General features: G+C 63.6%; 20 protein-coding genes and 1 pseudogene. 7 read left to right on the forward strand and 14 right to left on the reverse strand.

The window, feature by feature from the left end; genetic code table 11:
- Nucleotides 1-79: 79 nt before the first annotated feature.
- From P3T17_RS12400 to argS, 4 genes are all read right to left on the reverse strand, one after another.
- Complete coding sequence (locus P3T17_RS12400) at nt 80-850, reverse strand: SDR family oxidoreductase (RefSeq protein ID WP_429286703.1); 771 nt, start codon at nt 848-850, stop codon at nt 80-82.
- A 16-nt stretch (nt 851-866) separates the two neighbouring features.
- A complete protein-coding gene (locus P3T17_RS12405; protein ID WP_074263193.1) occupies nt 867-1,505 on the reverse strand; it encodes a thiol:disulfide interchange protein DsbA/DsbL in 639 nt (212 codons plus the stop codon).
- Between the two features lie 150 nt (nt 1,506-1,655).
- Nucleotides 1,656-2,393 (reverse strand): SPOR domain-containing protein, encoded by a 738-nt coding sequence (locus tag P3T17_RS12410; protein WP_429406954.1) that lies wholly within the window; start codon nt 2,391-2,393, stop codon nt 1,656-1,658.
- 79 nt (nt 2,394-2,472) lie between these two features.
- Nucleotides 2,473-4,263 (reverse strand): arginine--tRNA ligase, encoded by a 1,791-nt coding sequence (argS, locus tag P3T17_RS12415; RefSeq protein ID WP_074263195.1) that lies wholly within the window; start codon nt 4,261-4,263, stop codon nt 2,473-2,475.
- 274 nt (nt 4,264-4,537) lie between these two features.
- On the opposite strand from argS, the gene P3T17_RS12420 reads away from it, so the two are divergent.
- Entirely contained in the window at nt 4,538-4,864 is a 327-nt protein-coding gene (locus P3T17_RS12420; RefSeq protein WP_074263196.1) for a DUF1840 domain-containing protein, read from the forward strand.
- 247 nt (nt 4,865-5,111) lie between these two features.
- Here P3T17_RS12420 and P3T17_RS12425 read toward each other — a convergent pair whose 3' ends face one another.
- The 7 genes and pseudogenes from P3T17_RS12425 to P3T17_RS12455 form a co-directional block, all read right to left on the reverse strand.
- On the reverse strand, nt 5,112-5,315 hold the full coding sequence (locus tag P3T17_RS12425; protein WP_429406956.1) for an acid-shock protein: 204 nt from the start codon (nt 5,313-5,315) through the stop codon (nt 5,112-5,114).
- 169 nt (nt 5,316-5,484) lie between these two features.
- Nucleotides 5,485-8,214 (reverse strand): annotated as a pseudogene (gene metH / locus P3T17_RS12430) (methionine synthase); the annotation flags it as partial.
- 47 nt (nt 8,215-8,261) lie between these two features.
- Nucleotides 8,262-9,329, reverse strand: a complete 1,068-nt coding sequence (locus tag P3T17_RS12435; protein ID WP_429406958.1) for a homocysteine S-methyltransferase family protein — start codon at nt 9,327-9,329, stop codon at nt 8,262-8,264.
- A gap of 294 nt (nt 9,330-9,623) precedes the next feature.
- Nucleotides 9,624-9,881 (reverse strand): BTH_I0359 family protein, encoded by a 258-nt coding sequence (locus tag P3T17_RS12440; protein WP_074263200.1) that lies wholly within the window; start codon nt 9,879-9,881, stop codon nt 9,624-9,626.
- A gap of 118 nt (nt 9,882-9,999) precedes the next feature.
- Entirely contained in the window at nt 10,000-10,788 is a 789-nt protein-coding gene (pcaD, locus tag P3T17_RS12445; protein WP_429286705.1) for a 3-oxoadipate enol-lactonase, read from the reverse strand.
- 216 nt (nt 10,789-11,004) lie between these two features.
- Nucleotides 11,005-12,381 (reverse strand): DUF3108 domain-containing protein, encoded by a 1,377-nt coding sequence (locus tag P3T17_RS12450; RefSeq protein WP_429406959.1) that lies wholly within the window; start codon nt 12,379-12,381, stop codon nt 11,005-11,007.
- A gap of 138 nt (nt 12,382-12,519) precedes the next feature.
- A complete protein-coding gene (locus P3T17_RS12455; RefSeq protein ID WP_074263203.1) occupies nt 12,520-13,386 on the reverse strand; it encodes an IclR family transcriptional regulator in 867 nt (288 codons plus the stop codon).
- Between the two features lie 163 nt (nt 13,387-13,549).
- Here P3T17_RS12455 and P3T17_RS12460 point away from each other — a divergent pair, with 163 nt between their 5' ends.
- The 6 genes from P3T17_RS12460 to rfaE2 all read left to right on the forward strand — a co-directional run bounded on the left by P3T17_RS12460 (nt 13,550) and on the right by rfaE2 (nt 19,727).
- Nucleotides 13,550-14,542, forward strand: a complete 993-nt coding sequence (locus tag P3T17_RS12460; protein WP_429406961.1) for a fumarylacetoacetate hydrolase family protein — start codon at nt 13,550-13,552, stop codon at nt 14,540-14,542.
- A gap of 218 nt (nt 14,543-14,760) precedes the next feature.
- Complete coding sequence (locus P3T17_RS12465) at nt 14,761-15,651, forward strand: enoyl-CoA hydratase/isomerase family protein (RefSeq protein ID WP_429406963.1); 891 nt, start codon at nt 14,761-14,763, stop codon at nt 15,649-15,651.
- A gap of 110 nt (nt 15,652-15,761) precedes the next feature.
- Nucleotides 15,762-16,529: a PhaM family polyhydroxyalkanoate granule multifunctional regulatory protein gene (locus P3T17_RS12470; RefSeq protein WP_429406964.1), complete on the forward strand. Its 768-nt coding sequence runs from the start codon at nt 15,762-15,764 to the stop codon at nt 16,527-16,529.
- A 34-nt stretch (nt 16,530-16,563) separates the two neighbouring features.
- Nucleotides 16,564-17,730 carry a patatin-like phospholipase family protein gene (locus tag P3T17_RS12475; protein ID WP_429406966.1) on the forward strand — a complete coding sequence of 389 codons (1,167 nt, stop codon included), beginning with the start codon at nt 16,564-16,566 and terminating at the stop codon, nt 17,728-17,730.
- Between the two features lie 524 nt (nt 17,731-18,254).
- Nucleotides 18,255-19,127, forward strand: a complete 873-nt coding sequence (locus tag P3T17_RS12480; protein WP_074263208.1) for a ferritin — start codon at nt 18,255-18,257, stop codon at nt 19,125-19,127.
- A 117-nt stretch (nt 19,128-19,244) separates the two neighbouring features.
- Complete coding sequence (rfaE2, locus tag P3T17_RS12485; RefSeq protein WP_429406968.1) at nt 19,245-19,727, forward strand: D-glycero-beta-D-manno-heptose 1-phosphate adenylyltransferase; 483 nt, start codon at nt 19,245-19,247, stop codon at nt 19,725-19,727.
- Nucleotides 19,728-19,736: 9 nt separating this feature from the next.
- Here rfaE2 and P3T17_RS12490 read toward each other — a convergent pair whose 3' ends face one another.
- The 3 genes from P3T17_RS12490 to P3T17_RS12500 are packed head-to-tail and all read right to left on the reverse strand — an operon-like array spanning nt 19,737 to nt 21,849.
- On the reverse strand, nt 19,737-19,976 hold the full coding sequence (locus tag P3T17_RS12490) for a hypothetical protein (RefSeq protein WP_074263210.1): 240 nt from the start codon (nt 19,974-19,976) through the stop codon (nt 19,737-19,739).
- A gap of 47 nt (nt 19,977-20,023) precedes the next feature.
- Nucleotides 20,024-20,947 (reverse strand): type III pantothenate kinase, encoded by a 924-nt coding sequence (locus P3T17_RS12495; protein ID WP_429406970.1) that lies wholly within the window; start codon nt 20,945-20,947, stop codon nt 20,024-20,026.
- Nucleotides 20,944-21,849 carry a biotin--[acetyl-CoA-carboxylase] ligase gene (locus P3T17_RS12500; RefSeq protein WP_429406972.1) on the reverse strand — a complete coding sequence of 302 codons (906 nt, stop codon included), beginning with the start codon at nt 21,847-21,849 and terminating at the stop codon, nt 20,944-20,946. The genes P3T17_RS12495 and P3T17_RS12500 overlap by 4 nt, the downstream gene beginning before the upstream one ends.
- Nucleotides 21,850-21,873 lie beyond the last annotated feature (24 nt).

Genomic DNA, 21,873 nt, shown 5'->3' on the forward strand with positions numbered 1-21,873 from the left:
CGACAACAACCGAATCGGCATATCCATATGGACGCAGCGCCGCGGCTTTGAACACTTTCGCGCTCACGGCCTGCCTACCCTATTCAGCGGCGCGCGGCTTGCGCGGGGCCCGTTCGAAGGCGCGGTCGTAGATCCAGCGCGGCAGCACGTGCAACAGCATGGCCACGACGCGCATCTGCCACGGGAAAATCGCGAAGCGCGTGTTACGCGCAACTGCGTCGGCGACCTTCGCGGCAAAGCGGTCGGCGTCCATCAGAAACGGCATGCGATACGGATTGTGCGCGGTCATCGGCGTGCGGATGTAGCCGGGAGCGATCGTGACCACGTTGACGCCCTTGGGCCGCATCTCGACGCGCAGCGCCTCGAGATACCTGAACGCGGCGGCCTTGGAGGCGCTATAAGCGCCCGAACCGGGCAAGCCGCGCACGCCGGCCACACTCGCCACGCCGACCAGCGAGCCCTTGCCTGCCGCCATCATGGCGGCCGCGAACGGCTCGAAGGTGGCGACCATGCCGAAGTAGTTGACGTCCATGACCTCGCGGAACGCGCGCAGGTCGCCATGTCCGGTGAGCGCGCCGCGGCTGACGCCGGCATTGGCGATCACGATGTCGGGGCAACCGTACTGCGCGATGAACTGCGCAGCGGCGGCCGCGAGCGCATCGGCGTCGCGCACGTCGGCGGGGTAAATCGAGATGGGATGATCCGGATGGGACTGCTGGAAGCTGGCGAGGGCGTCGCCGCGACGGGCAACCAGCCCGAGAATCGCGCCGCGCCGCGCGTATTCGGCGGCGAGCGCGAGGCCGATGCCACTGGAAGCGCCGGTGATGAAAACCTTGAGAGTCGTACTCATACCGGCGCCTCAGGCTTTACATCTTTTTCGCGCGGACCTGGGCGACGAGATAATCGAGGACCTGGAGCGTGCCCGGCAGGCTGTTGGTCGCAGCCGGGCCGGTTTCATACTTGCCTTGCACGGCCAGCGTCGGCACACCGTCGATCTTGTAGTCGTCCAGCATCTTCTTGTCGCGCTGGATCTCGCTTTGCGTCGAGAACGAGTTGTACGCGTCCATGTACTTCTTCGGATCCACGCCGTTCTTGGCAAGGAATTTCTGCTGGTCTTCCGGCGTCAGCAGATAGTCCTTGTTGACGTGGATTTCGTTGAAGACCACCGGCGTGAGCTTTTCTGCAAGACCTAGCGCGTCGAGCGCGTGGTACATCTTCGAATGGGGGATGAAGTCGTCGCGGAAGGCCACCGGCACACGTTTGAACACGACGTCTGGGCCTTGCTTCTTGATCCACGTTTCGAGGTACGGGTTGAATTCGTTGCAGTGCGGGCAGCCGTACCAGAAGAATTCGGTGACTTCGATCTTGCCGGCCGGCACGTCCACCGGCTGCGCCTGCGGCAGCACGGTGTAGTCCTTACCGGCGACCGGGGCACCAGGAGACGCCTCTACGGCCGCACTGACGAGGCCGATAGAGAGAAAGAGAATGCTCAGCAGTTTTTTCATGTCTTGTTGACCCAATTAGGCGGAGTAACGATGCGACGGCGGTGCGGTGACCGTCCAGGCCGCTCCGTTATGAGGTTTTGGCGGCAGGCCTCTAAGGTGCTTGAGACTCGCGCCGCACGCTGAGGTTCAGCGGCGGCGCATGACGGAACATTACTGCTTGGTAAAGCGGATCACGGCGGTATCGACGCCGGCGTCGGACAGACGTTGGCGGGCCGAATTCATGTCCTCGAACTTCGAGAACGGCCCGATGCGCACGCGGTAGTAGGTGACTCCGCCGGCATCGCGCTGCGTGACCTTCGATTCGAAGCCCTGGAAGGCGAGGCGGGCGCGCTGCTGCTCCGCATCCGCCGACGTCTTGTACGCGCCAACCTGCAGGAAATAGCCGCTGTTCGCATCGGCTGCGTTCGAGGCCGGCGCGGCCGCCGTGCTGGACGGAGCGCTAGTGGCCTGCTGCGGTTTCTTCACGGTACCGGAGGCGGCCTGATCCTGTGCGGGCTGCGGCGCAACCGCGACGCCGTTATTCGCTGCCGGGCTGCTGGCCGGCGGTACTTCGACGATTTGCGGTTCCTGCAACATGCCGCCCGGCGGATTCGCGCCGTTGGTCTGGCCCGGCGCGGTGTTCGGCGGCGCCGGCTGGTTAGCCTGCGGCACCGGCTGGCCTGGTGTTTTGCCTTGCAGCGGACGGTTCGGATCGTATTGCGCCTCGCTCGCGCTGGTGTCGGAAGCCGCAGGCGGGGCGACCTTGGCGACGAATGGCGTAGGCGCCCGGGTGATATACAGCGCCACCACTACCGCGATTGCCAGGCCGACAATCAGGCCCAGTACGATGCCGAGAAATGTGCCCCCGGTTTGTTTCGACTGCTTTGTTGTGCGGCGTGGTTTTGCCATCGTCTAAATCACCTGCAAAAAGAATCCTGGAACGGTCGTCGATTATAACGACGGCCGAGTGCATGTCGTGCCGGAGGACTTACATCTTTTCGGGAGCAGAGACGCCGATCGTCGCAAGGCCGTTTGCCAGCACCTGGCGCGTGGCGGCGAGCAATGCAACGCGGGCGTTACGCGCCGCTTCGTCGTCGACGAGGACGCGTTCAGCCTTGTCATTGTAGAACGAGTGGAATTCGCCCGCGAGGTCGCGCAGATAGAAGGCGACCGCGTGCGGCGCGAGTTCGTCGGCGGCGTGTTGCAGCATGTCGGGGAATTCCGCGAGTTTTTGCAGCAGTGCCATGGCCCGCTCGCTGGTCAGCAACGACACGTCCACCGACGGCAGAATGGCCTCGTCGGCGTTGTAGCGCGTCTTCCACTCGCTGATGACCGAGCATATCCGGGCGTGCGCGTATTGCACGTAGTGCACCGGATTTTCGTCGTTCTGCTTGAGCGCCAGGTCGATATCGAACACAAATTCCGTGTCGGCTTTGCGCGAGATCAGGAAGAACCGCACGGCGTCGCGGCCACGGCGAATCGTTGCTTCGTCGAGCAGATCCGGCGAGGTTTCCGAGCCCGGCGTCGCGCCGCCCGACCATTCGATCAGGTCGCGCACCGTCACATAGCTGCCCGCGCGCTTCGAAATCTTCACTTCCTCGCCATCGCGCATCACCGTGACCATCTTGTGCAGGATGTAGTCGGGATAGCCCTTCGGAATGCCGATGCCGAGACCCTGCAGACCGGCGCGCACCCGCGCGATCGTGCCGTGATGGTCCGAGCCCTGCACGTTGATGACCTTGGTGAAGCCGCGTTCCCACTTGGCTACGTGATAGGCGACGTCCGGCACGAAGTAGGTGTAGGTGCCGTCGGTCTTGCGCATGACGCGGTCTTTGTCGTCGCCGTCGTCGGTCGTGCGCAGCCACAGCGCGCCTTCCTGCTCGTAGGTCTTGCCGGCGGCGATCAGCGCCTTCACCGTTTTCTCGACGCGGCCTTCCGCATACAGCGACGATTCGAGGTAGTACTGGTCGAATTTCACGCCGAAGGCCTGCAGGTCCATGTCCTGCTCGTGGCGCAGGTAGGCCACCGCAAAGCGGCGGATGGCCTCCAGGTTGTCCACGTCGCCTTCGCCCTTGACCGGCTCGACGTCTTTCGCGGCGACCGTTTCACCGTTCATGTAGTCGTGCGCAATATCGGCGATGTAGTCGCCGTTATAGGCCGACTCCGGCCAGCCGGCATCGCCCGGCTTCAGGCCGCGCGCACGCGCCTGGGTGGAGACGGCCAGCGTATGGATCTGCACGCCCGCATCGTTATAGTAGAACTCGCGATGCACGCCGTAGCCCTGCGAAGCGAGCACGTTAGCGAGCGCATCGCCCAGCGCCGCCTGGCGGCCATGGCCGACGTGCAGCGGGCCAGTTGGGTTGGCCGAGACGAATTCGATCAGCACACGCTTGCCGGCATCGCGCTGCGAGCGGCCGAACGCTTCATGTTCCGCGAATACGGCGGCGATCACTGCCTGTTTGGCCGCGGGCGAAAGGCGCAGGTTGATGAAGCCGGGGCCGGCCACTTCTGCGGCTTCCACGAGACCTTGCGCTTGCGGATGGGTGAGCACTGCATCGACGATCTGCTGCGCGAGCTGGCGCGGATTCGCGCGCAGCGGCTTGGCGAGCTGCATCGCGACGTTGCAGGCGACATCGCCGTGAGCGGCGACCTTCGGGCGTTCCAGCGTAATGGTGGGGGCGACGAAGGCGGCTTCGGCCGTGCCTTGGGTCGCTTCGGCGACCTGCTTCACGGTGTCGGCGAGGAGTAGTTCGAGCGTTTGTTTCTGTGCGGGCAGCATGCTTGTTGCGAGTCCAGTGAGGCAGTGCGGTGAAACGGGAGCAGCGCGCGAGGCGGGGGCAGACCACGGCCGATCGGCCGTGCGAACCATTGTCCGGCACGGAGCGGCGCGCTTTTGCGTCAGGACGGATTTTAGCAGGTGCTAATATGTCCAATGAGATGCCCAACACAGGGCCGTGGCCGCCGGCGCTCGCCGGCCCGCCAACGAAACGCACGCTGACGGTCGTCCCACGGCCATCGGCGCGTAAATCAAACAAATGAAAAAGGGAACTGTCATGCTGATTACTTTCAAATGCCGCGCCGCTCCGGACGTGATGATGCTGGAAAATCTGGCGCAATACCTTGTTGGCATTGTCGGCAAACGTCTTGGTGAGCGAGGGGTCATCATGCACGATGAACTGGGCGAAGCAATCACCAAACTGGAATCGGCCATCAGTTCCGACAAGCAGGAACGTGCCGAGCACGAGGGCCACTTTCACGAAGGCGAAGAGGGCCACGAGCACCACGAGATTCCGGTCGGTCTGGCGCAACGGGCCTATCCGTTCCTCGACATGCTTCGCGCCGCGCAAAAGGAAAACGCCGATATCGTCTGGGGCGTTTGACGGGCGTCAGCGCGCTGCTGCGGCGTTGCCGCGCGGCTCCTGCGCGATGCGATAGCTCCGAAGTCGGCGCCCGGGTCGGACCTTGCCCCGCGTAATCGACACATCCAAACACAAGAGCCCGCTTCAAGCGGGCTCTTGTGTTTTATGCAACCGCATAAGCCAGCTATCCGTCTCGCTGCAACAACAACGAGCGTGACAGCGACGGGCTGCGGGCGCGCGACTGTCCAGCCTTTCGGGCCGGCGCGGCTTATTGGCTGGCGGCCGGTGCGGCTGCTGCGGACGAGGCACCCTTCTTCATCTTCTGCTTCTTCGGCTTTTTGACGTGCTTCTGGGTAGGCGGCGAGTACGAGCTGACCGCACTGCTGCCACCCGGAGCGGCTGTCTGCGCGAAGGCTACGGAAGTGCCGACTGCAAGCGAAAGACCAGCCAAAATCAACGTCAGCTTTTTCATGCGAGATTCTCCGTGTCGGTTGCAAGTAGTTGAGCCGACGCGTTTTATGGCCGCGTCTGGCAGGTAAAGCGCTTGCAGTCTACAAAGCCGAAAATCTGCCTGCCTGAAATATTCAGCCTTACGTTCTGGATATAGTGGGGCGATTTTTGGCGGTGCTATGCCGCTGACCTTACAGCAGCGGGGCCAAGGCCCGTTCCGCGTCCTGCTTCGACAAGGCCATCCGTTTCGCGAAGTCTTCCACCTGATCCGCGGCAATCTTTCCGACCGAAAAATAGGTGCTTTCCGGATGCGCCAGATAAAAGCCTGAGACGCTCGCTGCCGGCAACATGGCGAGCGATTCCGTGACGCTCATGCCGATTTCGTTCGCATGGAGCACCTCGAACATGTCGCGTTTCACGAGGTGATCCGGGCAGGCAGGGTAACCGGGCGCGGGACGGATGCCGCGATACTTTTCACCGATCAGCTCGTCGTTGGAGAGCGTTTCGTTCGTCGCGTAGCCCCACAGGTCGCGGCGCACGCGGGCGTGCATCGCTTCGGCGAAGGCTTCTGCGAAGCGGTCGGCGAGCGCCTTCAGCATGATTGCGCTGTAGTCGTCGTGATCCTTTTCGAACTGCTTTTCCTTCACGTCGACGCCGAGTCCCGCCGTCACCGCGAACATGCCGATGTAGTCGGCGACGCCCGAATCCTTTGGCGCAATGAAGTCGGCGAGCGACCGGTTCGGCCGCATCACGCCGTCCACCACTGGCCGCACGCTTTGCTGGCGCAGGTTGCGCCACGTCAGCGCGACTTCCGAGCGCGATTCGTCCGTGTAGATTTCGATGTCGTCGTCGTTCACCGTATTGGCCGGCAACAACGCGATCACACCATTGGCCTGCAGCCAGCGACCCTGGATCAGGCGTGCGAGCATCGCCTTGCCGTCGGAGAACACGCGCCGCGCCGATTCGCCGACGATCTCGTCATTCAGAATCGCAGGGTATGGGCCGGCCAGATCCCAGGTCTGGAAGAACGGCGCCCAGTCGATATAGTTCGCCAGCTCGCTGAGGTCGAAATTCTTGAAGACGCGACGGCCGATGAACTTCGGCTTGACCGGCTGGTAGCTGGCCCAGTCGATCTTCGTCTTGTTGGCGCGAGCTTCGGCCAGCGTGACCATGGGCTGCGCCTTGCGGTTGGCGTGCTGGTCGCGGATACGGTCGTAGTCGGTCTTCAGTTCTTCCAGGTATCTTGCGGCGCCTTCGTCGGACAGCAGGCTCGAGGCCACCGAGACCGAGCGCGACGCGTCGGGTACATATACCACCGGCCCTTCGTAGTGCGGTGCGATCTTCACGGCCGTGTGCACGCGCGAGGTCGTTGCGCCGCCAATCAGCAGCGGAATCTTCTTGATGCGGAAGTAGTCGTCGCGCTGCATTTCCGATGCGACGTACGCCATTTCTTCGAGGCTCGGCGTAATCAGACCGGACAACCCGATGATGTCCGCGCCTTCGACCTTCGCTTTCGCGAGGATGTCGTTGCACGGAACCATCACGCCCATGTTGACCACTTCGAAGTTATTGCACTGAAGCACCACCGAGACGATGTTCTTGCCGATGTCGTGCACGTCGCCCTTCACCGTGGCGATGACGATTTTGCCCTTGGCGCGCACGTCGGCGCCGGCTTCGGCCATCAGCTTCTTTTCTTCTTCGATGTACGGGATCAGATGGGCGACTGCCTGCTTCATCACGCGTGCTGACTTCACTACTTGCGGCAGGAACATCTTGCCCTGACCGAACAGGTCGCCGACAACGTTCATGCCGTCCATCAGCGGGCCTTCGATCACGTTGATCGGACGTCCGCCTGCTGCGGCGATCTTGGCGCGCACTTCCTCGGTATCTTCGACGATAAAGTTGGTGATGCCGTGCACCAGCGCGTGCGAGAGGCGTTTCTCGACGGGCTGGTTGCGCCACTCGAGGTTCTCTTCCTTCTTCGCTGCGCCCGTCTTGAACTTGTCGGCGATCTCCAGCAGACGGTCGGTGCCGTCTGCACGGCGGTTCAGCACGACGTCTTCAACACGCTCGCGCAATTCGGGATCGAGGTCTGCGTACACGCCGAGTTGGCCGGCGTTGACGATGCCCATGTCCATCCCCGCCTGGATCGCGTGGTAGAGGAACACGGTGTGGATCGCTTCGCGCACCGGGTCGTTACCGCGGAACGAGAACGACACGTTCGAGACGCCACCGCTGACCTTCGCGTACGGCAGGTTTTCCTTGATCCAGCGCGTGGCGTTGATGAAGTCGACGGCGTAGTTGTTGTGCTCTTCGATGCCTGTGGCGACCGCGAAGATGTTCGGGTCGAAGATGATGTCTTCGGGCGGGAAGCCGACTTCATTGACGAGGAAGTCGTACGAGCGTTTGCAGATCTCGGTCTTACGCTGGTAGGTATCGGCCTGGCCTTTTTCGTCGAAGGCCATCACGACGGCTGCGGCGCCGTAGCGGCGGATCAGGTTGGCATGATGACGGAACGCATCCTCGCCTTCCTTGAGCGAGATCGAGTTGACGATCGCTTTGCCTTGCACGCACTTCAGGCCCGCTTCGATCACTTCCCACTTCGACGAGTCGATCATGATCGGCACGCGTGCGATGTCCGGTTCCGATGCGATCAGATTCATGAAGCGGACCATCGCCGCTTTCGAATCGAGCATGGCCTCGTCCATGTTGACGTCGATGATCTGCGCGCCGTTTTCGACCTGCTGACGCGCGACCGCGATCGCGTCGTCGAACTGGTCGTTCAGGATCATTCGCGCGAACGCCTTCGAGCCGGTCACGTTGGTGCGCTCGCCGACGTTGATGAAGAGCGTCCCGGATGTGACGTTGAACGGCTCGAGGCCGGAAAGGCGCATGGTGTGATCGGTCATGGCGTGTGTGCGGTTCGGTTGCGTGCGTCGACTACTTCGTGCGGGTGATGCGGCGCGGCTTAGGCCGCGTCCCGGTACTGACCGGGCCATTTGCGCGGTTTGATTTCGGCGAGCGCTTTCGCAATCGCCGCAATATGCTCCGGCGTCGTCCCGCAGCAGCCGCCCGCAATATTCACAAGCCCCGCGCTGGCAAACTCCTTCAGGAGCCCGGACGTATCCGCGGGCAATTCGTCAAAGCCCGTATCGCTCATTGGATTGGGCAAGCCAGCGTTCGGATAGCAAGACACGTACGTATCGCACAGCTTCGCCAGTTCCGCGACATACGGGCGCATCAACGCAGCGCCGAGCGCGCAGTTCAAACCAAAGGTGAGCGGCTTCGCATGACGCAGCGAATTCCAGAACGCTTCGACCGTCTGCCCAGACAGGATGCGCCCCGACGCGTCGGTGACTGTGCCCGAGATCATGATCGGCAAACGCTCGCCGGTATTTTCAAACAGTTCATCGAGCGCAAACAGCGCGGCCTTCGCGTTGAGCGTATCGAAGATCGTTTCGACGAGGAACAGGTCCGAGCCGCCATCGAGCAACGCCTTGGCCTGCTCGTAGTAGGCCGCGCGCAATTCGTCGAAGGTCACGTTGCGCGCGCCCGGATCGTTCACGTCAGGCGAAATGCTCGCTGTCTTCGGCGTCGGTCCGATTGCGCCCGCAACGAAGCGCGGCTTGTCCGGTGTCGAGTATTTGTCGCAAGCCGCTCGCGCGAGTTTTGCCGATTCGAGATTCATTTCGACCGCGAGATCTTCCATCCCGTAGTCGGCCTGCGCGACAGTGGTGGCGCCGAACGTGTTGGTTTCGATGATGTCGGCGCCCGCCGCCAGATACTGCTCGTGGATCTCGCTGATGATCTGGGGTTGCGTGATCGACAACAGTTCGTTGTTGCCTTTGATGTCGCGCCCGTAGTCCTTGAAGCGCTCGCCGCGATAGCGGGCTTCGTCGAGCTTGTACCGCTGGATCATCGTGCCCATCGCCCCGTCCAGAATGAGGATGCGCGATTGCAGAAGCGCGGGCAACGCCGTACCGCGCGTATAAGCGGTCTGGCGGGCTGAGCTGACGGTCGGGGCGGGCTGGTTCATGGCAGAAGTAGGCTTGCGCGAGTCTTTTTCAGGGAACCCGTCATTGTATCCGCAGCGCGAAGGCCTCGCCGGTCTTGAGCGCGCGGTGAAAGGGCTTATCAAAGCTTCCAGGCGGAGACGCAGCGCGCTGCAGGCGGTAAAAGATGCCACCTTGCATGCATCGGGACGCGCTTCGGGATTCAATCCCCCTATGAATGGCGAAAACTGAAACGCCGTATTCCTTCGACAATGACAAAAAACCCCGCCCGGCAAGCCGGACAGGGTTTTAGGTACGTGTCGCCGAGGCGTTGCGTGTCAGTGGAGGATCACCGGTTGATGCATCAAACTGTCGAATTGACCGAGGAATTCGTCTACTTCGTCCAGCGACGGTTCTTCTTCGATCAGCTTGGTGACGTGCTCGCGAAAGCGTGCCGCCATAGCGCCATCAATGTAGATCTCGCGTTGCATGTTTTTGTCGACGATCTCGTAACCACCTGACTTCATGGCGAGAGGACCGTCCTGCGGTGGGAACTCGACGACACAATAATTGGGGCTGTTGTAGATCATTTGCATGGCGACACTCCTTATTTCCGTTGGCTCCTGGCCGTCCCTGCGCCATAAGTGGAGCGTATGGTGTGGAATTCAAGGGGTGGGTCCGGAGTGACGCTGGTAAAAATCCCGGACCTTCAAGTTAGACCCGTGCTTCGAGAAACGTTTCAAGCAACGCAGCAAAACGGTGAGATTGTTCGACCGGCGCCAGATGTGCCGCATCCAGCAGTTCGTATTGTGCACCCTGAATCGATTTCGCGATCAATTGTGTTGCAGCAGGTGGCGTACCCGTGTCGTGGCGGCCTGCAATTGTCAACGTGGGTAGACGAATTTCATGCAACCGCTCGTGCACATTGAAGTCGCGCAATGCCTCGCAGGCAAGGGCATAGCCTTCGGGCCGCGTGTGCAGCAGAACCTCGTGGATCGGCTCGACGGCTTCCGGATGCGACCTCTGGAAATCCGGCGTCAACCATCGTTCCAATGTGGCGGGCACCAGTGAGGCCATGCCGTCGCGACGTGCGGTGGCGGCGCGCTGGTCCCAAACGGCGCGATTCTCGGGCAGGGTGCCGGCGCTCGTGTCGGCGAGGACGAGCGTGTCGATGCGCGATGGATGATCGAGCGCGAACTGCTGCGCAATCATGCCGCCCATCGACATGCCGACCAGATGCGTATGCGGGGCGCCGAGCGCGTCGAGTAAGGCGGCCAGGTCGTTCGAGAGGTCAGCGATGCTGAAGGGTTGATCAGGCACGGCAGTGTGGCCGTGTCCCCTTACGTCGTAACGTAGCACGGTGAAATCGTCGCGGAAGTAACCGGCGAGTTGGTCCCATACGGACAGATCGCCGCCCAGTTGATGGACGAGGGTCAGCCAGGGGCCGCCGCCTTCATTGTCGAGGACATAGCGCGTGTCGATACCGTTGAGTTTCACTTGCATGCAGGCTCCTGTCAGCGGTGATGCGGTGGAAGGCCGGGCGCGGCGCTGCGGCGCCTGCCGCGCTGGTAATAAACGGTGATGCACGGCGGGTGATCCACAGCGGACTTTGTTCGTCAGCAAACCGTGTTCCCATCGGCGCGGCGCAACGGCGCCGCTTGTCGTGCGAGTCGTGACGGCGATGGAAGTTTCGGCACATTGTCGAATATCTGCTCGGCTTTAGGGCTTGTCTGCGGTGGGGGGTGAGGTGGTGTCGGGTGCGGGTGGCGACAGGGCTGCCGCGGGTGGCGTTGAGGGTTCTGTCGGCGCAGGGCTGGAGGGAGCGGTCGTGGGGTTGACCGGTGGGTTCGACGCTGGGTTTTCGGCGGGACTCGCTACGGGACCGTCGCCTGAAGCCGATACGCCACCTCCCTGGCTTCCCTGAGAATTCGCACTGCCCGCATTGCCGCTACCGCCCGCGAGGTTCAGCGGTCCGCGCCACAGCAGTTCAACTTCAGTGCCATTCGGCTCAGTCTGTACAAGCCGCGCGGGCAACCACCCAAGTGACGGCGCGAGCCATACATCGATGCGTCGTTGATCCCCCGCATGGCGCGGCAGACGCATGAAGTGGCGCGCGCTCAGGTAGCCATCCTGAGTGCGGATCGTTTCGTCGCCGATCGTCTCGACCGGCCAGATCTCGCCGCTATCGTTGTCTACGACAAAGAACTGCCGGGTAACGCCAGGTTTGTAGGCATCCGGATTGCCACGCACGAGGCTGGCGAGTTGCATGACCATGCTGAAACGGTCCTGTGCGCCATCGCTGAGCGGCAGGGATGCGGGCGTACGGGTGAACACGATCTGCTTTGTCGTGCGGTTGAAGATCGACACGTCTTCCGGCCGATGCCCGCGCTTTTCGACGTACTGGTCTGGCGCGAGTCCGAAGGCGTCGATATGGCCGTGGCTCGAGTAAGTGAACGAGCCGATGAATGGCACGGGCAGCGATACGACCATGTCGTAGGTTTTGCCGTCGCTTGACCAGTGGATCGTGCCGGGCTGGTTGCGCACACCGTTATAGAACGTGTCGTACTGCAGATCGCCCGAAGGTGGCACCGAGAATTTCACGCCCGCATCGGCTTTTGCAGCCGCCGCGTGCGCACTGGCTGCGGCGCTTGCTGCTGCTGCGTTTGCTGCCGCCGCTGCTGAGGCTGCAGCTTGTGCCGCCGCGCTCGCCTGCGCCGCGGATGCTGCCTCCGCTGCGACGGCAGACGCCGCCGCGACTGCGGCCGCGCGCTGCGTGGACGTCGCAGTGAGCACCCGCTCGCGCGGCTTGCTCGCCGCCGCTGCGGGCCTGGGTTTAGCCGGTGCGGCCGGATGTGGCGTCGACGCGGCCGGTTGACGCTCGATTCGCTCGGGCGTCAGCAGCGCAATCTGCACGGGCACATGGGCCGTGTTCTCGGGCGTGAACGTGGTTCGGTTGCGCTCGATCCACTGAGCCGCAATCCAGTGCAGGCACAGCACGACCGCCAGCACGGCGAGCCAGCGCCATGCCCGCGTGCGGCGGGGCCCGGCGTGAGGTAACGTGCGTTCGGAGCGGCTGACTGCGGAGGGAAACGACATCGAGCGGCGCGGTTTTAACGGGTAAAAATGCGATGGAGCGTGTCGCGCCAGCGAGATGCCAGCGCTGGACGCAGTGAACGGGTTCGACAGGCAGGCTACCGGCGATGTTCCGCGGCAATCGTGTCGTTGTCTTACATCCTAACGCGGCGCGGGGCTATACCCCAGTTCGTACGACAATTTTCGAGCGCACTCGCGCAGTGCCGTGTCGACTTCACCGCCCCAGCGGATATCGAATGCGCCTTCGTGACCAAGCGCAATCAGCCCGAGTGCGAGATCGCCGGTCGAGTCGAAAACCGGCATGCAGAACGCGTGAATGGTTGCCAGCAGCACACCTTCGACGCGTGCGGCCTGGTGAGCGCGTACTTCCTCGAGCACACGCTCAACCTCCTCGTGCGTGCGCGGACCAGCCGTCTGCGACGAGCGTCGCGAATCGGCCAGTTCACGTTCGATCATCGTCGCGGTCTTGCTGGCCGGCAGATAGGCCGCGAATAGCAGGCCGGTGGCGGAACCCAGCAACGGCATCACGTCGCCGAGCTTGAGCGAGGCCTTCGCCGGATGGCTCGATTCCATCCAGTGCACGACTGTCGGCCCCTGATTACCCCACACGGCAATGCCCACCGTCAGGTCGAGCCGGTCGCGCAGCTCCGCCAGCGCAATCCGCGCGAGCTTCACGCCGTCAACCCGCGCGAGCCGCGCCAGGCCCAGTTGCAAGGCGAAGCCACCCAGTTCATAGCGTCCCGAAAGCGCGTCCTGCGCGACCACGCCGAGCCGAAGGAAGCTCACCAGATAGCGATGCGCCTTCGCCGGGCTCATGCCTGCGCGTTGCGCGAGGTCGCGCAGCATCATCGCGCGCGGCTCGTGGGTCAGCACCTCGAGCAGGCGAAAGCCCACCTCGATCGACTGGATGCCCGAGCGCAGTTTCTCCTCGCCGGTATCGGCGGTATCGTCGTCCGAAGCGTCGAGCGGATCGGCCGGGTCGGCGTCGGAGCGGGCAATTGAAGGCATAGGCAAGGCGCACGGAGCGCGAACGGTGCATTGAAACGAAGGGAGGCTGCGCGGCACGGCGGGTCGCGCAAACCGCAACCTCAACCCAGCCTGTTTGGGGCAGGGCGATTCACCATCGTAGAATAGATTCCCTCTATCGTCACTAACACGGCTCATTCCTCCTATGAAACTTGCCACGCTGAAGGACGGCACGCGCGACGGCCAGCTGATCGTCGTGTCGCGCGACCTGCAAACTGCGGCCATCGCCGATGCGATCGCGCCGACGCTGCAACGCGTCCTCGACGACTGGACCTTCTACGCGCCGCAACTGCAGGATCTGTACGACACGCTCAATCAGGGCCGCGCGCGCAACAGTTTTCCGTTCGAGGCCAAGGAATGCATGGCGCCCCTGCCGCGCGCGTTCCAGTGGGCCGATGGTTCGTCGTACGTGAACCACGTCGAACTGGTGCGTCGCGCGCGCGGCGCGGAAATGCCGCCCGAATTCTGGACCGATCCGTTGATGTACCAGGGCGGCAGCGACGACTTCATTGGCCCGAAGGACGACGTGGTTTGCGCCTCGGAGGACTTCGGCATCGACTTCGAAGCGGAAGTCGCGGTGATCACCACCGACGTGCCGATGGGCGCGAGCCCCGAGCAGGCGCTCAAGGGCGTGCGGTTGATCACGCTCGTGAACGACGTCTCGCTGCGCAACCTGATCCCGGCGGAGCTGGCTAAGGGCTTCGGTTTCTTCCAGGGCAAGCCGGCCACCTCCTTTGCGCCGGTTGCCGTTACGCCCGACGAACTGGGTGAGCACTGGCGCGAAGGCCGCGTGCATCGTCCGATGATCGTCCATTGGAACGGCAAGAAAGTCGGCCAGCCGGACGCCGGCACGGACATGGTGTTCCACTTTGGCCAGCTGATCGCACACGCCGCGAAGACGCGCAACCTGCGCGCGGGGTCGATCGTGGGCTCAGGGACCGTCTCGAACAAGGATGCGAAGCGCGGCTACTGCTGCATCGCCGAGAAGCGTTGTCTCGAGACCATCGAGCATGGCGCACCGCAGACCGAATTCATGAAATACGGCGACACGGTGAAGATCGAGATGTTCGACGAAGCAGGCAAGTCGATCTTCGGTTCGATCGAACAGGGCATCGCACCGGTCGACGGCGCGCGCTGACCCGCCGTCGGCAAAGGCCTGTGCAATCCGCAGCTCGAACCAGGCCCGCAGCGCATTCGTTCACCATCGCCAGGAGGGTTTCGCCCGATACCGGCGCGGTCGGGCGCCGCTACACTGACTGACGCGCGGTGGCCCGCAGGCCAGCCCACGGCGGCGGCGCAGCCGACACCGACATATCAATCTGCCGCGCTTCCGATCTACCGGACCAAGCGACCACCATGTCTCACGACTCACCGATCAACGATCCCGCCTTCTATGCGCACTACCGCTCGCTGCGGTTGCGGCGGCATCCGCATGGCATCCTCGAAGTCATCATGAGCGGCGAGGGCGCCAACAAGAGCGCACTGGCGACTGCCGACGCGCGGATGCATTTCGAGCTCGCCGAGATCTGGCGCGATATCGACCGCGACCCGGACACGCGCGTCGCGGTGATTCGCGGCGAAGGCAAGGGCTTTTCGGCGGGGGGCGACCTGCATCTCGTCGAGCAGATGGCGACCGATTTCGAAGTTCGCACGCGCGTCTGGCGTGAGGCGCGCGATCTCGTCTACAACGTGATCAACTGCAGCAAGCCGATCGTCTCGGCCATGCACGGGCCTGCGGTAGGGGCAGGGCTGGTAGCGGGTTTGCTCGCCGATATCTCGATTGCGACGAAGAGTGCACGCATCATCGACGGCCACACGCGGCTAGGCGTCGCGGCGGGCGATCACGCGGCGATCGTCTGGCCTCTGCTGTGCGGCATGGCGAAGGCCAAGTACTACCTGCTGCTGTGCGAACCGGTCAGCGGTGAGGAGGCCGAGCGGATCGGACTGGTGTCGCTAGCCGTCGACGAACATGATCTGCTGCCCAAAGCATTCGAAGTGGCCGGGAAACTTGCACATGGCTCGCAGACGGCGATTCGCTGGACCAAATATGCGTTGAACAACTGGCTGCGCTCGGCGGGGCCCGCTTTCGATACCTCGCTCGCACTCGAGTTCATGGGCTTTGCCGGACCGGATGTGCGCGAAGGCGTGAGCTCGCTGCGTGAGCGCCGTGCGCCGGATTTCCACGGCGGCGGCGGGGCGCCGGGCGGCTCCACGGGACGCGGTTCATCCGGCGGGCATTCGGCCTGATCCACCTGACTTAGGCGCGCGACAACCCCGTTGCGCGCGGTATGATCGGACGAAACGCGCGTGGTGGACCTGCGCCATTTCTATCCCCTGTCTGCTGCGAGGAGAAAAACATGACCGATACACCTGGCTCCACGCCGCCCTTCCCCGGTTTCCCGGGTTTCCCGCCTGGCGAGATGATGGACCGCATGTGGGACATGATGCGGCTCACGCCTTTCGGCTCCGCGTTCCCGGGTGTCCAGACAGGCGCGGCCCATGGCCTCGGACCATCGCTGTCGATGATGTCCGACATGATGGCGCCGCTTACCAACGTCGAAGAACTCGACAAGCGCATCACCGATATGCGAGCGGTCGAACAATGGCTCAAGCTGAATCTGAACATGCTGCAATCGGCGATTCAGGCGCTCGAAGTGCAGCGCGCCACGCTTGCGACGCTGCGGGCGTTTGGAGCCTTTGCGCAGCAGTCGATGGCGCAGCCTGCGGCTGCGGCGGCTCCGTCTCCAGCGGCAAGGCCGCGCCCCGAGCCTGCGGCTGCGCCGCGTCCCGAAGCTGCTGGCGCAGCAGGCGCCGCGGAACCGGAAGCAGGTGATAACGCGAACGCGCCGGGCTTCGATGCGTCCAGCTGGTGGAACCTGCTGCAATCGCAGTTCAACCAGATCGCGCAGTTCGCGATGGCACAACCGGCGGCGGGCGGCGACGCTGCTGCCGATTCGCCAGTGGCCGCGGGTCAAGCGAAGACGGAAGCCACAAAGGAACCCACCGACGGATCTGCTGCCGACAAGTCCACCGCAAAGGAACCGGCCGCGAAGCGCGCGCCTGCGAGTGGCGGCTCGGCAAGCCGGCCGCGCACCGCCAGAAAGACGCCGTCGCAACCCGAGTGAAGCGTCCCGGCGTGACCAATAGCGAGTTCCGGGCATGCGGCTCGCATTAGTTCTGATGGGCGGCGGTGCACGCGCCGCTTACCAGGCGGGCGCGCTGCAGGCACTTGCCGAGATCGCGCGCGAAGTCGCTCCTGCGTCTCGCGCGTCGCCGTTCAGCGTGATCTGCGGCACATCGGCTGGCGCGATCAACGCCACCTCGATTGCGAGCCATGCCGACGACTTCTCGCGTGGCGCGGACCGGCTTGTGCGCGTCTGGTCGGATATGCATGCGCATCACGTGTACCGCACCGACTGGCCCGGCGTCGTCGCCGCGGGTGCCCGCTGGCTTGCTGCGATGAGCTTCGGTTGGGCCGCGCGCCGTTCGCCGCGTGCGTTGCTTGATAACTCGCCGCTGGCCCGGCTGCTGCGCGATGCGCTCAGTTTCCGCCGTATCGAGCAGATGCTCGATACGCGCGCGCTGCATGCGCTGTCCATCACTGCGCTCAGCTATTCGTCAGGACAACATCTGACTTTTTACCAGGCGAGCGAGCCGATCCAGGCCTGGCGGCGCGCGCAACGCACTGCGCGGATGGTTGAGCTCACGCCTGCCCATCTGCTTGCGTCGTCAGCGATTCCTTACGTGTTTCCCGCTGTGCCGCTGGAGCTGGACGGACATCACGAATACTTCGGCGACGGCTCGATACGCCAGATCGCACCGCTTAGTCCTGCGATTCACTTCGGCGCGCACCGCATCCTCGTGATCGGCGCGGCGACGCCGCGGCCGGAAGTGCCGGCGGACGGGCGCGACGACGCCTACCCCTCGCTTGCGCAGATCGGTCAGCAGGTGATGGCGAGCGTGTTTCTCGATGCGCTCGGCGCGGACATCGAGCGAATCGAGCACGTCAACCGGATGGTGTTGCATCTTCCCCACGTGGTCGAGCCGGAAAGCGGCTGGCGTCATATCGACGTGCTGGCGATTGCGCCGAGCGAGCGTATCGAGCTGATTGCGGCGCGCCACCTGCAGCGTCTGCCGCTTACGGTCCGTGGGCTGCTGGGTGCCGTGGGCGGCAACCGGGCGTCGGGGGCGTCGTTTGCCAGTTACCTGCTGTTCGAAAGTGAATTCACGCGTGAACTGATCGAACTTGGGCGCCGCGACGCGCTCGCGAAGCGCGCCGAGATCGCGGCTTGGATCGCCGCTCCGGCAGGGGACGGCACCTCCTGACCGGCGGGATGCGAGGCAAGCTGACGGGACGGAATCATGCAGGCTCAAGCACACCTAAACAGGTTTCGTCACAAGCGGAACATGAATCTCAGCTACTTTGTTGCGAACGATCAAGGTGGCGAACCCTTGTGACCCTATGTAAGGAAAAGGTGTCAGGGCAGCGTGCTATCATGATGTAAGCTTGTTTGGCCCTTGGGCGTGCTCTGAAAACAACGAATCCGCCGCCCCGTAGTCACCGGTTGTCACAGGTTCGACCGGCGCGGGGCTGGATAACGGCTTCCATCTGGCAAGGCTGGGCCGGTTGCGTTGGGCAGGTTCACGCACGGTTGGCCATGCGGCGCGAGACTTCGGTGTCCGCGCAGCACGAATGCCGCAGGACTTCTTTCCCGCACGGTGCGTCCGAGTGGCCGATTCCCGCGTAAAATTGAATGCTTGGCTCGTGAACGCGTGTGTTTCGTTCGCCGTTAGCAAGAGTTGCAAAAGACACAAACAGACGTCGCAATGCGCAGAACAGGGGTGGGACTATGAACACCATGCTTTATCCGGAACTTTATAAATCGCTCGAATCCGTTCGATGGGACATGGAGAAAGACATTCCCTGGGACACGTTCGATGCATCGCTCTTGACCGACGAGCAGGCCGCGACGATCAAGATGAACGCGATCACCGAATGGTCTGCGTTGCCCGCAACGGAAATGTTCCTGCGCGACAACCATCATGACAGCGATTTCTCCGCCTTCATGAGCGTGTGGTTCTTCGAAGAACAGAAACACTCGCTGGTGCTGATGGAGTATCTGCGCCGCTTCAAGCCGGAAATGTGCCCGACCGAAGAGGAGCTGCACGCGGTGCGCTTCGAGTTCGATCCGGCGCCTCCGCTGGAAACGCTGATGCTGCACTTCTGCGGCGAGATCCGCCTGAACCACTGGTATCGCCGCGCGGCCGAATGGCACACGGAACCGGTGATCAAGGCGATCTACGAAACCATTTCGCGCGACGAAGCGCGTCATGGCGGTGCCTATCTGCGTTACATGAAGAAGGCCATGTCGAATTTCGGTGACGTTGCGCGCGCGGCGTTTGCGAAGATCGGCGTGCTGATGGCGTCGGCGCGTCGTACGGAAAAGCCGTTGCACCCGACCAATCTGCACGTGAATCAGGCGCTGTTCCCGCGCGACACGATCCAGTCGCGCCTGCCCGATCCGGAGTGGCTCGAACGCTGGCTCGACGAGCAGATCCGTTTCGACGACGGCTGGGAAAAGAAGGTGGTGGAGCGCATCCTGCACAACCTGTCCATCCTGTTCGAGCGCACTTTCAATACGGCGCAGGAATTGAACCGCTATCGCAAGGAAGTGGTGGCACGTTTGCAGGCCGATCAGAAGTCGGCTGAGCAGCCGGCCTGACGGTCCCGCGTTGCGCCTTGGCGCGAGTCGCCAGTGAAACGTAACGCATGAAATGACGGCCCGACAGGTGCAAGCCTGCCGGGCCGTTTGCATGATTTCTCTTTTCTTTGATTTCCCATGGCCGCCACTTTCGAACGCAAGCTCACGACCCGCGATGCCCTGGCGCAACTGCGCCCCTCGCTTATCGGACCGGTGGTGTTCACGAACGGTGTGTTCGACATCCTGCATCGTGGACACGTGACCTATCTGGCCGATGCGAAGGCTCTGGGCGCCTGCCTGATTGTTGGCGTGAACAGCGACGCGTCGGTACGCAGACTAGGCAAAGGCGATGACCGACCCATCAACAACCAGGCCGACCGGATGGCCTTGCTCGCGGCGCTGGAAAGTGTCGATTGGGTGGTGTGCTTCGAAGAGCAGACGCCGGTGTCATTGATCGAAGCGCTGCATCCCGATGTTCTCGTCAAGGGCGGCGACTACGATATGGACACGCTTCCTGAGTCGGCGCTGGTACGCGGCTGGGGTGGCCGTGCGCTGGCCATTCCGTTCGAGCACGATCGCTCGACGACCGCGCTGCTCAAGAAGGTCCGCGCGCAGGGCTGAGAGGGCAGGCTACTGCCCCAGCTCTGACGCCGCTATGGCCGGCGTCGGAGCGGGTCCGCCGACCACGGCGAGATCCGCTGCGTCGGCCGCCGAAACGGGCTGCACCTTCAGCATCTCCGGATGAAGCTGGCGATTCAGGTGATTCGACTCACGCGCGCCCGCAAGGGGCGTCGGCCCGAACGCGCCGCGTACCGTCGCGAACGCGAGCAGGTTGGCAAGAAACAGAATAGCGATCAGCCAGCGCAGCATTATTGGAGTCTCCGTCTAAAGGGTGCGGCCTGCGTTCATGGCGAATCTCAATGGTGCGCGGCCGGTGCGCTTTCGGCGGCAATCAGCGCGAGGCCGGACAACACGAGCGAATCGTGGCGAGTATGCGGCACTTTGAGGGCGGCTGTCACTTCGTCGAGGGCGCCGCCACCCACTACCAGGCGCACGGGCATCCCCCACGCCTCCTGCAGGTCGCTCCACATCCGCTCGATCAACCCGGCCTGCGCCAGCGCGCAACCGGCGGAGAGCGAGCGTGGGGTGTCCGTGGCGAAGAATGGGCCGCGGCGCGGTTGGTCACCGGCGGGTGTGCTTGCGCCGGGCGTTAGCAGACCGCGGGCCGCGTTAGCATCGAGCGTGGGCAGTTGGGCGGTGTGCTCGCCGAGCGAGCGCATCATCAGCGACCACCCAGGCGCGATCAGGCCGCCGACGAATACGCCGTCGGCGCGCAACGCTTCCAGGGTGGTGGCCGTGCCGAATGTCGCGATCAACAGCGGCTCGCCTGGAAATGCCGCGTGCGCGCCGATCAGCCCGGCCCAGCGGTCGCTGCCCAGCGCGGAAGGCGTTGTGTAGCTGTTGGTCACGCCGCATTGCCGCTCGCGGGCGCGAATCGTTGTGCACGGCAGGCTGGGCCAGTGGGCGTCCAGCAAGGCGGTGAGGCGTTGCGCGACTGCCTCGCCGGCGACGTTGGAAAGCCACGCGCTGGCAGGGGCGGGCAGGCTGGACCAGTCGGGCTCGTCGGTGCGGGAGGCTTGATCTGCGGGCAACAAAGTAGCCGAGGCCGTTGTCGAAAGCGCGCCGAGCCTGGCAGAAGCAGCAGAATTAACTGAAGCACCCGCGCCCGATCCACCATGCGCAAACGCACCCGCATGACTCTGCGAGCCATCGGCCTGCACCAGCGCCCACTTGACGCGGCTATTGCCGGCGTCGATCAGCAGAAAAGGCGCGCCGCTCATGCGGCCCCGTCGGCGAGACGCAACGAGACGTCGCCGGTCGCAATGGCCTGGCGTCCCGACGGCGTGTCGAGCAACAACTGCCCGAGTTCGTCGACGCCCGCTGCCACACCGCGCGTCACTTCAACCCCTTGCTCGAGCAGTACCACTTCACGGCCCGCATAGGCATGACAGGCGTTCCAGCGCGGCTGGAACGGCTCGAAGCCGTCCTCGGCGAAGCGCTTGAGCGCCGGTTCGAGCGCGTTCAGTTCGGCCGCGAGCGTATCCGTCAGATTGGCGGTGGGCAGCGCCCGCGATAGCGCCGTCGGCACCGTGCCGCGCGCCTGTGGCGGCACATCCGTATTCAGTGCGCCGACCTTTGCAGCCAGTTCGTCCGCGCCCTTGACGTTCGTGCCGATGCCGATCACCACCGCGCTTGCGTAGTCGGTACTCCAGGCCGTTTCGATCAGAATGCCAGCCAGCTTATCGCCTTCCAGCAACACATCGTTGGGCCATTTGAGGGCGATCTGGCCAGGTCCTGCGACCGGTAGCGAGCGCAGTCCGTCCACCAGCGCGACGCCCACCGCCAGACTCAGGCCCGCGAGTTCTTCGAGCGGCCGCGGCAGCACGCAGGCCACGGAAAACAGCAGCGCATTGCCCGGCTCCGCATACCATGTGCGTCCGCGCCGGCCGCGGCCGGCTGTCTGCAGATAGGCGACCCGTACGATCGGCCGAGGCAGTGCATTCGAGCGGCGCGGCAGCGCCTTGACGCGGGCCATCAGGTCGGCGTTGGTCGAGCCGGTTTCCTCGACGATTTCGATCGGCCAGTCTTGCGCGTGAGCACCGAACAGCGCGACAGCGCGCTCGCGGTCGATGCGCCAGTCGCCCGATGGGCCGGGTTGGGATGAGGTCTTGGAGGCGTTCATGCCGCATATTGTAGCGACAGGGGA

Source organism: Paraburkholderia sp. GAS82 (assembly GCF_050436285.1).
Classification (GTDB): Bacteria; Pseudomonadota; Gammaproteobacteria; order Burkholderiales; family Burkholderiaceae; genus Paraburkholderia; species Paraburkholderia phenazinium_B.